Origin of the sequence: Aeromonas sp. 604176 (assembly GCF_049170755.1) — a bacterium.
Lineage (GTDB): Bacteria > Pseudomonadota > Gammaproteobacteria > Enterobacterales > Aeromonadaceae > Aeromonas > Aeromonas veronii_A.
This window is the reverse complement of record NZ_JAAKNE010000049.1, coordinates 17,459-28,375: the sequence shown is the minus strand read 5'-3', so window position 1 is coordinate 28,375 and position 10,917 is coordinate 17,459. Positions and strand designations below refer to the sequence as shown.

The window sequence follows — 10,917 nt, the reverse complement described above, 5'->3', positions numbered from 1 at the left end:
GGCATGGAAGACATCTGCGAAGTGACTTTCTACAACGAGAAAGCCATCTCCGTAGAACTGCCGACCACCATCGTGCGCGAAGTTGAGTACACCGAGCCGGCTGCCCGTGGCGACACCTCCGGTAAAGTGACCAAGCCTGCCCGTCTGAAAGGCACTACCTACGAGCTGGCTGTTGCCGCTTTCGTAGAGATCGGTGACAAGATCGAAATCGATACCCGCACCGGCGAATTCAAGCGTCGCGTCAACTAATTGACCGCTTTGAATTGATTGCAAAAAAGCGAGCCAACGGCTCGCTTTTTTATTGCCTCCGGGTTGCCATCACACCGCCCACCTTCAGAAAATCCCGCCGCCGCCGCTAACCCAGATAACCGGGGGAGCACACTATGGCCAGATTATCCTTATCACTGCTGTTATTGACCTTGCTGGCTGGCCATGGGGCAGAGGCGAGTGAGGTTGCGCCCCCCGTTGCCGAACCTATGCCCCTCGACCATTGGCAAGCCAGCGACTGGAAAGGGTTGCCCGATGCTACCCAAATCGACAAGCAGACAGTGCTGTTCGCCAAACACGACAGTGAAAACTATCTGGGGCTCGCCATTTTACTACCCGACTGGCAGCGCAGCGGCCAGCTCTGGCAACTGACTCGCGCCCTTGGTCGACTGGGCTTTGATACCCTGCTGCTGCTCCCCTCCCCCCAGCAGACCGAACTGGACCCAGCCGCCGAGAAAAAAGCGAAAAACAGCGATGCATTTCGCAAGCAGTTTGCCGAGCGGATCAGCAAGCTGGCGGATGCCAAGCTGCAGGAGGGGGGCTTCAAGCTGATCCTGGCGCAAGGTACCGGCGCCGCCTGGACAGCCAACCTCATCGCCAGCGAACAGTTGCCCGCCCCCGACGCGCTGGTGCTGCTCGATGGCTTCTTCCCCAACCAACAGAGCAACCAGACCCTGGCCAAACAGGTGGCTCAAGCAGCCATCCCCACACTCGATCTCTATCAGGAGGATGGCGGTCGCTGGCCCCTGCTAGCCGCCGAGGCCCGCAAAAGCGAGAGCCGGCGCAGCAACAAGCTCAACTATCGCCCCTATGCCCTGATGGAGCTGGAGGAAACCCCCACCCGCATTCAGGGCTGGCTCAACCATCTGGGCTGGCTCTAAACCAGCCGTCACCGTGGCGCAATAAAGCGCGCGCCAGCTCACATCTGCCGGATAAAGCCCAACCCTGCCACGGCGGCGGGCTGGCCCTGACTGCATCCTCTTTGGCATCATGGCCTCTCGAACCTGAACAATGGCAGGAAGGCCCATGCAGCAGATTGTGTTTCTCGACAGCGATACCCTGGATGCGGGCATCACCCTGCATCACCCCGACTTCCCCCACCACTGGCAGAGCTATCCAAGTACTACCCCGGAACAGGTGGTGGAACGGCTCAAAGATGCCAGCATCGCTATCATCAACAAAGTACGGATCGGCGCCGCCGAACTGGCCCAGCTGCCTGAGCTCAAACTCATCGCCCTGGCCGCCACCGGCAGTGACAACGTGGATCTGGAAGCGTGCCGCGCCGCCAACGTCGGGGTGTGCAATATCCGCAATTACTCGGGCCCCTCGGTGCCGGAGCATGCCATGGCGCTGATGCTGGCCCTGTCGCGCAACCTCTTCTGCTGGCGCCAGTCGCTGCTGGAGGGGCGCTGGCAACAGAGCGGCCAGTTCTGCTTTTTCGACCACAACATCATGGATCTGCACGGCAAGCAGCTTGGCATCATCGGCAAAGGGACGCTCGGACAGGCGCTTGGCGAGCGGGCCAAAGGCATGGGGATGACGGTACGCTACGCCCAGAGCCAGGTCGGCGCCAGTCACGATGAGGATCGCCTACCCCTCGACGAGTTGCTGCAAAGTTCGGATGTGATCAGCCTGCACTGCCCGCTCACCCCCTACACCCGCAACCTCATTGGCGAGCGGGAGCTGGATCTGATGAAACCGGGCGCCCTGCTGATCAACGTCGGCCGTGGCGGACTGGTGGATGAGGAGGCGCTGCTGCAAGCGTTGGCCAACGGCCGCCTCGGTGGCGCCGGTTTCGATGTGGCGAGCGTCGAACCCCCGCCCCCCGACCATCCCTTGATGAAGGCGCTGCAATACCCCCACTTCATTCTGACCCCTCATGTGGCCTGGGCCAGCGAGGAGTCGATGCAGCGTCTCGCCGATCAGCTGATCGACAACATCAACGCCTTTGCCGCCGGTCGCCGCCAGCACCGGCTGGTGTAACCGCACGAGCGAGTAACCGCAAAATCGAGTGACTACACCATGCAAAACGGGGCCAACAGGCCCCGTTTTGCATCTTTCGCACTCACTGCGCGCACATCAATCGTCGTCGTGCCATCTGTGCTTCTTGTGCTTTTTGTGGTGCTTGTGATGGTGATGATCGTCGTCATCATCGTAATAGCGATCCTGGCTCTTGTGGCCATCGCCGGTCTTGGCACCGATGGCCGAACCGCTCGCCCCGCCGACCCCGGCGCCGATCAGCTGACCGGTATCACCACCGACACTCTTGCCGATGGCGGCACCGCCCAGCGCCCCCACCGCGCCGCCAAGGGCCGCTTCATTCTTGTTGCCCTTGTTGGCCGTCGCCGCACCACCGGCTGCGCCGCCAATGGCCGCACCTACCAGCGCACCGGTATCTCCCCCCAGCTCCTTGCCGATCATGGTGCCCGCCACCCCGCCCGCCCCGCCACCGAGAATGGTGTTGAGAGTTTCCGAACCGTGGGCCGCAGTGCTGCCCAGCAATAACGCCCCCAGCAGAGCCAGAGCACCGATGCCACGCGTACTCATATCCATGGATACTCCTGTCAAACCTGATTAATAATCAGCAGCACTATACAAAGAGCTATCAGGTTCGCCAGCCAACAGAAAACAGGGATGCGACAGTCGATGGCAGTACAGTCACAGCCAACACAGGAAGAGTAGAATCAACCTATTGAATTAAAACGTGAAAATGAACATTGAACCAAACAGTCACGACAAAGTGACCGATAACCTGGCAGCCGCGTCCTGTCGAATAGTCAGCGCGCTGGGACAAAAGCTGTCAGTCAAGGGCCCCTGCCACCCCTTCAGCCAGGTGCCAGCAGTTACGGCCAGCCTCCTTGCTGCGGTAGAGGGCTGCATCAGCCCGCTCGAAGATAGGGCCGGCGGCAGGAGAATGGCAGGCGCCGCCAGCACTCAGGGTGATCGGCCCATGGTGTTCACGCCACTGTTGCTGACGCACCAGTTCAAGCAGACAACCGAGTTTCTCCGCCAACTCATCCTGTGGCTGTTGCAGCAGAGCGGCAAATTCATCCCCGCCTATCCGGTAAACCGTACTCACCCCCAGCACATCAGCAAGACAGTTGGCCACCCGACACAGCACCTGATCGCCGAAGGCATGGCCCTGGCTGTCGTTGATCCCCTTGAAGTGATCGACATCAAACAGCAGCAGCCAGAAGCACGCCCCCCTCTGCTCCAGTGCCGCCTTGTGCTGCTCGAAGGCTCGTCGGTTCATGATACCGGTCAGGGGATCCCGCAACAGCGCATCCTGCCCCTTGAGAAAACTGGCCCTGACCTGATCGATCTCGTTCAGGCTACGCCTCACGAACCAGGTCTTGGGCTCACTGACAGGCGCTGAACGCTCCAGATCGCGCACGATGCCGGTCAATGAGCCCGACACCAGCTCCTGCTCCTGGCGGAAGATCCGCACCAGCAGACTCAGGCTGCAACACCAGATGGCAAACAGAGAGAGCAGTGGAAAAACCACCATCTGCAACGCATCGTAGAGGCTGTCACGAAACAGTACTGGCGGCAGATAGATGTTGAGATCCCAACCAATATCCGCCAGCTCGCGCTTGATATACGTCCCATGCCACAGCACATCCAGGCCGAGCCACTGCTGATTCTGATGCTGCTTGATGGTGTTGGCCGCCAGCAGATCCATATTGCTGCCCACTACCAGCTGATCAGTGTCACGCAAGGTCAGATAGAGTGCCGCCTGATTACTACCGACCGTGCGCTGCAGCGCCTGCTGCAGCGAGTCGAATGACATGTCAACCATCAGCAGACCCAGCAACTGCCCCTGCTCATCCCTCACCCGTTTGATCAGGCTGAGAATCAGCTCCTGAGTATTGTATTCAGGGTAGGGGCCAAACCAGACGGGCTCGTCGCCCGGCATGGCGGTCACCTGATACCAGGGGCGCAGCGCTGCCTTATAACCTGGGGGCGCGAGCCACTCCGGGTAACTGTCGATGCGATCCGCTTTCAGGTTGTAAAAGTAGATATAGTGGTTGCCGGGCTTGATCTGATGGGCAATAGCCCAGATGGGAGAGTCGGCCGGCTCGCCGCGGGCTATCTTCTCCTTGTCTAGGGAGCCCTCCAGCACTGCCAGTTGCCGCTCATTGACCTTCACCATCTCGTGGATCAAGGACGCCTCAACGGAGGAAGCCATGTGACCGAAGCCGGATACCGTCATGTCGATATCCCGCAGATAGCTGGCAATGGCCATGATGATAGTCACGATCAGGATCAACAAGCCAAGCAGTGCGGAGAGGGGGGCCAGCACATAGTAACGCTTGTTGAGATACGAGCGGCTCACATGACATCCGAACAGGGGAAAACATAGCGGGATTGTGCGAGAGAAAGGAGAGTGAATCATTGATTAATATCACTTCAACGCCCCTTTAATGACATTTCCAATACTAACAAAACATCAAGGTTCGCAAACGAATATCAACTGACAGGAAAAACGCTAGTTACCCCGGGTTAACCCCGCTCTGCATTGCGGGTGTTATAGTCTATACCTGACGCGGCCGGCGCTGGACAAACCGTCCATCACCGGCTGCAACGCCAAGCAGAACAAGGAGATGTTATGAGCAGTCCGTTTATCGAACAGATCAAAGCACGTCGTACCATCTATGCCCTGGGCAGCCAGGTGTCCCATACACCGGAACAACTGACGGCCCTGATCCAGGATGCCATCAGGCACAGCCCCTCCTCCTTCAATTCCCAGAGCTCCCGCGCCGTCATCCTGTTTGGCGCCCAGCACCATAAGCTGTGGGATATCGTCAAAGCCGAGCTGAAAAAGATCGTGCCGCCGGAGGCCTACGCCCAGAGTGAGGCCAAGGTGGATGGCAGCTTCCGCGCAGGTTTCGGCACTGTGCTGTTCTTCGAAGACACCGACGTCATCAAGGATCTGCAGCAAAAGTTTGCCCTCTATGCAGACAACTTTCCCATCTGGTCGGAACATGCCACCGGCATCGCCCAGTTTGCGGTCTGGACCACCCTGGCCCAGGAGAAGATCGGCGCCTCCCTGCAACACTACAACCCCCTCATCGACGAGGCGGTACGCAAGGAGTGGAACCTGCCAGCCAGCTGGCTGCTGCGTGCCCAGATGCCCTTTGGCAGCATCCAGCAACCGGCCGGCGACAAGACCTTCATCGACGATGCCACCCGTTTCCGCGTTTTCAAATAACGGCCAGATAGCAAAACGCCCCCGCATCTCGGGGGCGTTTTTATTGCGACATCAAGAGTTCGGATAGCGATGGTTCATACCGCAATCTGCGGTCGTCACGCACTCGCACCACAGCTCAGGCGGGCAGCGTCACCAGCAGGGATGTCTCTCCAGGTTCCACCTTCACCTCGTGCCAGCCTCAGCCGTGCTGACTACTTAGCTGTTCGATAATGGTGGCGCGCAGCAGGGCTCGCCCTTCGTCGATGCGAGTTGATCGGGAGAGTCCTTTCGCCCACATCAGCGCCAGGGTTCGACTCAGCACTGGCTCGTGCAGCGCCACGACTTTCAGCTGGGGATCGCGCAGGTTCGCGGCATAGAGTCCGGGCAGGATAGCAACTGCCAACCCTGAGCGCACCAAGCCGTAAAGCGTCTCGACATAATCTGTGGTGTATCTGGGCTTGAGCCCGGGCAACTGGCTCTGGGCCAGTCCGTTGACCTGCCGGCTGACGTTGCCTCTGGCAAAAAGGGCGATGTCGCGGCGGGTCAGCTCATGCCAGCTGATGGCCTCTTCCCCTGCCAGCGGATCCTGCTGGTTGATCACCGCCACCAGCGCATCGTCCAGCAGCGGCGTCACCTCCAGCGAGTCGGGCAACTCGCCATCCAGCACGCCAATTCCCGCATCCAGAGCCCCCTCGGCCAGCGCCTGCAACAGACCGTCGTTGGTGTGATCCTGAAACTCGACCCGCAAGCCCGGAAATTGCTGCTGCAGACGGGCGGCCGCCAGCGGAAACATCAGGGTGCAGGCCGACGGGATCAGACCGATGCGCAGGGTGCCATCGCCCCCTTCGACCATCACCTGCTGCATATCGGAAAAAGCGGCGTGGGCTACATTGAGCAGCCCCTTGGCGTGGGGCAGGATCGCCTCCCCCTGTTCGGTCAGGGTAACCGCCTGCGCGGTACGGTGAAACAGTTTACCGCCAAGCACAGATTCAATCTGGCGCAGGGCACTGCTCAGGGCGGGCTGGCTGATGGCCATCTGATTGGCCGTTTCGGTGAAGTGGCGCAGCTGGGCCAGCGTGACAAAATACTGGATCTGCTTGAGAGAGAGCGCAGGCAGACGGCGCCAGGGTTCGGACATGAAATCGACAACCGGAGAAAAACGTTTACAGCAGCATAACCCTTTCTTATCCAGTTATAAATTCTTTGCGCTATGCACGAACCAATCCCCTCCCTAAAGTGGGCCCATTATTCCCCTTGTCAGGCCATCTCCTTCATGTGTGAACAAGATGCATCCCTCAACTTGCGCCGCCGCGCCGTGCAGGCTGCCCTCGGCGAAGCCCCCTTCGATCTGCTGCTGACCAACGCCAACCTGATCGACATGGTGACCGGCGAGATCCGCCCCGTCGACGTGGGGCTGGTCGGCCCGCTGATTGCCAGCGTCCATCCGGTCGGCTCCTTCCAGCAGGCACGCGAGACCCACGATCTGGCCGGCGCCTATCTCTCGCCCGGTCTTATCGACAGCCATGTCCATGTGGAGAGCTCCCACCTGACGCCGGAGCGCTACGCCGATGTGGTGGTCGCGCAGGGCACCACCACCATCTTCTGGGATCCCCACGAACTGGCCAATGTGCTCGGGCTGGCGGGGGTGCGCTATGCCATCGACGCCAGCCGCAACCTGCCGCTGCGGGTCATCTGCGCCGCCCCCTCCAGCGTTCCCTCGACGCCGGGTCTCGAGATGTCGGGCGCCGACTTCCATGGCCCCGAGATGGCGACCATGCTGGAGTGGCCGGAGGTGGCGGGGATCGCCGAGGTGATGGACATGCAGGGGGTGCTGGGCGGCAGCGAGCGGATGACCGGCATCCTGCACGCCGGTTTGCAGCGCAATGCCCTGATTGAGGGACACGCCCGGGGCTTGTGTGGTCACCGGCTGCAAGCCTATCTGGCTGCCGGAGTCAGCTCGGATCACGAACTCACCTCGGCTGCCGATGCGCTGGAGAAGCTGCGGGCCGGGCTCACCCTCCAGCTGCGCGGCTCCCACCCCTACCTGCTGCCGGAGATCGTCGCTGCGCTGAAACAGCTGCCCCACCTCTCCTCCCAAATCACCCTCTGTACCGACGATGTGCCGCCCGACATGCTGCTGGAGAAAGGGGGCATGATTGCGCTGGTCAAACTGCTGGCAGAGCTGGGGCTGGCGGTGCCCGACGTGCTGCGGATGGCCACCCTCAATGCCGCCATCCGCCTGCAGCGCAACGATCTGGGGCTGGTTGCTGCCGGCCGCTGCGCCGACCTGGTGGTGTTCGACAACCTCACCGATCTCAACCCGATCTGGGTCTACAGCCGCGGCCAGCGGGTCGCCCGCCATGGCGCCATTCTCAACCCCTCCGAGCCTGTCGCAGGTTGTCAGGCGCCGCGCGATACCATGCAGATCCCCCTGCGCACGCTGGAGGAGTTCATCATCCGGGTGCCCGGGCTGACTGCGGGTCGTGCCCGCTTCAAGACCATCAAGGGGGCTCGCTTCACCCAGTGGAGTGAAACCGAGGTTGAGGTTCGGGATGGTCAGGTCATCGTGCCTGCGGGATTTAGCCTCATCTCGGTGCAACACCGCCATGGCCGCCATCAGGCGGGCACCCGGCTGGCACTGCTGGAGGGGTGGGGCGAACTGCAAGGGGCCATCGCCACCAGCTACTCCCACGACTCCCACAATCTGGTGGTGCTGGGGCGCGACCCGCAAGAGATGATGCTGGCCGCCAATACCCTGATCGCCAGCGGGGGCGGCATGGCGGTCGTTCAGCAGGGTAAGGTGCTGGCTCACGTTGCCATGCCCATCGCCGGCATGCTCTCCGACCTGCCAGCCAGCGAGCTGGCCGCCAGCTTCCACGCCCTGCGCGAAGTGAGCGGCAAGGTGGTGGAGTGGGAGCCCCCCTACCGGGTCTTCAAGGCCATCGAAGGAACCTGTCTTGCCTGCAATGCGGGGCCCCATCTGACCGATCTCGGCCTCACCGATGGCCTGACCCGCGAGATTGTCGATCCCTTCATCTGCTGCTGGCCCCACGATGCCAGCCAAGCCGATTAACCTCGAGGAGAACAGCGTGAACCCTGTCGCCATTATTCTGGACACCGACCCCGGCATCGACGATGCCGTTGCCATCGCCGCCGCCCTGTTTCATCCCGGGATCGAGCCGGCGCTCATCACCACGGTCGCCGGCAACGTCGATGTCAGCAAGACCACCCGCAACGCCCTGCGCCTGCTGCACTTTTTCGGCAAAGAGGTGCCGGTGGCACAGGGGGCCAGCCAACCCCTCGTGCGCCCCCTCGACAATGCCAGCCATATCCACGGCCACTCCGGCCTCGATGGTTACGAGTTTGCCGAGCCCGGGCAACAGCCGCTGCCAGAGCATGCCGTCGAAGCCATGAAGGCCACCCTGCTCGCCAGCGAACAACCCATGACGCTGGTGCCAATCGGGCCGCTGACCAATATCGCCCTGCTGCTCACCCTGCACCCCGAGTGTCGGGAGAAGATCGCGCGGATCGTGCTGATGGGCGGCTCGGCCGGTCGGGGCAACCACACCCCCAATGCCGAGTTCAATATCTACGTGGATCCCGAGGCGGCCCACATCGTCTTCAGCAGCGGCCTGCCCATCGTGATGTGCGGACTCGATGTCACCAGCCGGGCCACCCTGACCGGCGAGATGATTGCGGCGCTGCCCGCCCTCAACCGCACCGGCGCCATGCTCCACGCCCTGTTCGGCCACTATCGCGGCGGCAGCATGCAGACCGGGCTCAAGATGCACGATCTCTGCGCCATCGCCTATCTGGTGCGCCCCGATCTCTTTATCACCCGGGCCTGCCATGTGGCTATCGAGACCCGGGGTGAACACACCCTCGGCACCACCTCGGTGGATATCAACAACCGGCTCAAGCGAGCGCCCAATGCCGAGGTATGCCTCGATATCGACGTGCCCGGATTCAGGGCCTGGTGCATGGAGACCCTTGCCCGCGCCATCTGATCCCGAACCGCCAGCTCGCTGGCCCATTCACATCAAGAAGAGAGTGTTGGAAACATGCTGGAAATACTTGTCAGCACCCTGATCCTGGTCATCTGCGGCTATCTCATCGCCAAAAACTACGATGCCAAGATAGTGCTGTTTGGCGCCGGACTGCTGCTGATGTTTGCCGCCGTCGGACTCGGCCACCCCCTGCTGCCTGCGGCGCAGAGCAGCGGCCTCAGCTGGCTTGATCCCTTCGTCCAGATCAAGCAGATCTTCATCAGCCAGATGGGCAATGTCGGTCTCACCATCATGGTGCTGTTCGGCTTCTCCAGCTACATGAGCCACATCGGCGCCAACGACGTCACCGTCATGCTGCTGACCCGCCCCTTGAGCCGTATCCGCTCCCCCTACCTGCTGGTGCCGGTGATTTTCCTGCTGGGCAACCTGCTCTCGTTGGTTGTACCGAGCGCTGCCAGTCTGGCGGTGTTGCTGATGGCGACCCTCTATCCGGTGCTCAAGGCGTCGAACATGTCCTCCCTTACCGCGGGGGCCGTCATTGCCACCACTGCCACCATCATGCCCAGCCCGCTGGGGGCCGATAACGTGCTGGCCGCCCAGAAGCTGGGCATCCCGCTGGTGGAGTACATCGTCTCCTACCACGCCCCCATCTCGCTGCCAACGCTGGCGTTGATGGCAGTAGTGCACTACTTCTGGCAAAAGGCGATGGACAAGCGCCAGCAGGCGCGCGGCGGACTGGAGGAAAAAGAGGAGTCGCTCGCCGTTCCGACCGGCTTGCCGCCCGCCTACTACGGCCTCTTTCCGGTGCTGCCACTGGTGCTGGTACTGCTGTTCGGTATCTGCTTCACCCATATCTCCCTCGGGCTGGTGGAGATCACCTTCGTCTGCCTGCTGCTCACCATAGGGGTGGAGCTGCTGCGCAAAGGCAATATCAAGGAGACCAGCAAGGAGTTCGCCATCTTCTTTACCGGCATGGGCACAGGTCTGGCTCAGGTGGTCTCGCTCATCGTGGCGGCCAGCATGCTGGTGGAGGGACTGAAAGCCATCGGCATCATCGATACCCTGGTCGATAGCGTGAAACACATCGACGGCGTCGGCTCCATCTTGATGTTCTTCTTCTCCGGTACGGCGGCGCTGATCGGCTTTATCAGCGGCAGTGGGCTGGCAGTCTTCTACTCCTTTATCAACATCATTCCCGAGATCACTGAGAAGGTCGGCGTCAACAGTGTCGCGGTGGCCCTGCCGATGCAGCTCACTGCCAACCTGATCCGATCCATGTCGCCGGTCGCCGCGGTGATCATCGTCATCGCCTCGATCACCGGCAGCAATCCCATCGAGATCATCAAGCGCACCTCGGTGCCCATCATCTCGGGCATCATCTGCTGCATGACCCTCTCCTACCTGCTGTTCAGCTAAACCAGCTCCATCTGCAGGCGATCAATCCGGTCGCCT

9 protein-coding genes and 1 pseudogene are annotated in these 10,917 nt (G+C 61.3%); 7 read left to right on the top strand and 3 right to left on the bottom strand.

Going from position 1 to position 10,917, the window contains the following annotated elements; genetic code table 11:
• The 3 genes and pseudogenes from G5358_RS10775 to G5358_RS10765 all read left to right on the top strand — a co-directional run.
• A pseudogene (locus G5358_RS10775) lies at positions 1 to 249 on the top strand (elongation factor P); the annotation flags it as partial.
• A 134-nt stretch (positions 250 to 383) separates the two neighbouring features.
• Complete coding sequence (locus G5358_RS10770) at positions 384 to 1,148, top strand: DUF3530 family protein (protein WP_005354060.1); 765 nt, start codon at positions 384 to 386, stop codon at positions 1,146 to 1,148.
• Between the two features lie 145 nt (positions 1,149 to 1,293).
• On the top strand, positions 1,294 to 2,250 hold the full coding sequence (locus G5358_RS10765; RefSeq protein ID WP_005362328.1) for a D-2-hydroxyacid dehydrogenase: 957 nt from the start codon (positions 1,294 to 1,296) through the stop codon (positions 2,248 to 2,250).
• Positions 2,251 to 2,346: 96 nt separating this feature from the next.
• Here G5358_RS10765 and G5358_RS10760 read toward each other — a convergent pair whose 3' ends face one another.
• Both G5358_RS10760 and G5358_RS10755 read right to left on the bottom strand, forming a co-directional pair.
• A complete protein-coding gene (locus G5358_RS10760; protein ID WP_421324072.1) occupies positions 2,347 to 2,820 on the bottom strand; it encodes a YMGG-like glycine zipper-containing protein in 474 nt (157 codons plus the stop codon).
• A 247-nt stretch (positions 2,821 to 3,067) separates the two neighbouring features.
• Positions 3,068 to 4,603, bottom strand: coding sequence for a sensor domain-containing diguanylate cyclase (locus G5358_RS10755; RefSeq protein ID WP_216978190.1), 1,536 nt, complete (start codon positions 4,601 to 4,603; stop codon positions 3,068 to 3,070).
• A gap of 273 nt (positions 4,604 to 4,876) precedes the next feature.
• On the opposite strand from G5358_RS10755, the gene G5358_RS10750 reads away from it, so the two are divergent.
• A complete protein-coding gene (locus tag G5358_RS10750) occupies positions 4,877 to 5,479 on the top strand; it encodes a nitroreductase family protein (protein WP_216953036.1) in 603 nt (200 codons plus the stop codon).
• A 178-nt stretch (positions 5,480 to 5,657) separates the two neighbouring features.
• On the opposite strand, the gene G5358_RS10745 is transcribed toward G5358_RS10750, so the two are convergent.
• Complete coding sequence (locus G5358_RS10745) at positions 5,658 to 6,596, bottom strand: LysR family transcriptional regulator (protein ID WP_216953035.1); 939 nt, start codon at positions 6,594 to 6,596, stop codon at positions 5,658 to 5,660.
• A gap of 135 nt (positions 6,597 to 6,731) precedes the next feature.
• On the opposite strand from G5358_RS10745, the gene G5358_RS10740 reads away from it, so the two are divergent.
• The 3 genes from G5358_RS10740 to dcuC are packed head-to-tail and all read left to right on the top strand — an operon-like array spanning position 6,732 to position 10,881.
• Complete coding sequence (locus G5358_RS10740; RefSeq protein WP_421324071.1) at positions 6,732 to 8,531, top strand: adenine deaminase; 1,800 nt, start codon at positions 6,732 to 6,734, stop codon at positions 8,529 to 8,531.
• A gap of 16 nt (positions 8,532 to 8,547) precedes the next feature.
• Positions 8,548 to 9,465, top strand: coding sequence for a ribonucleoside hydrolase RihC (gene rihC, locus G5358_RS10735; RefSeq protein WP_323064993.1), 918 nt, complete (start codon positions 8,548 to 8,550; stop codon positions 9,463 to 9,465).
• A 54-nt stretch (positions 9,466 to 9,519) separates the two neighbouring features.
• The gene (gene dcuC, locus G5358_RS10730; protein WP_041209981.1) at positions 9,520 to 10,881 is read left to right on the top strand and encodes a C4-dicarboxylate transporter DcuC; all 1,362 of its coding nucleotides are present in this window, start codon (positions 9,520 to 9,522) and stop codon (positions 10,879 to 10,881) included.
• Positions 10,882 to 10,917 lie beyond the last annotated feature (36 nt).

Excerpts from the sequence above, each read along its gene's own strand:
- G5358_RS10750 (WP_216953036.1), top strand. The coding sequence starts at position 4,877 with ATGAGCAGTCCGTTTATCGAACAGATCAAAGCACGTCGTACCATCTAT.
- G5358_RS10770 (WP_005354060.1), top strand. The coding sequence starts at position 384 with ATGGCCAGATTATCCTTATCACTGCTGTTATTGACCTTGCTGGCTGGC.
- G5358_RS10740 (WP_421324071.1), top strand. The coding sequence starts at position 6,732 with ATGTGTGAACAAGATGCATCCCTCAACTTGCGCCGCCGCGCCGTGCAG.
- G5358_RS10745 (WP_216953035.1), bottom strand. The coding sequence starts at position 6,596 with ATGTCCGAACCCTGGCGCCGTCTGCCTGCGCTCTCTCTCAAGCAGATC.
- dcuC (WP_041209981.1), top strand. The coding sequence starts at position 9,520 with ATGCTGGAAATACTTGTCAGCACCCTGATCCTGGTCATCTGCGGCTAT.
- G5358_RS10765 (WP_005362328.1), top strand. The coding sequence starts at position 1,294 with ATGCAGCAGATTGTGTTTCTCGACAGCGATACCCTGGATGCGGGCATC.
- G5358_RS10760 (WP_421324072.1), bottom strand. The coding sequence starts at position 2,820 with ATGGATATGAGTACGCGTGGCATCGGTGCTCTGGCTCTGCTGGGGGCG.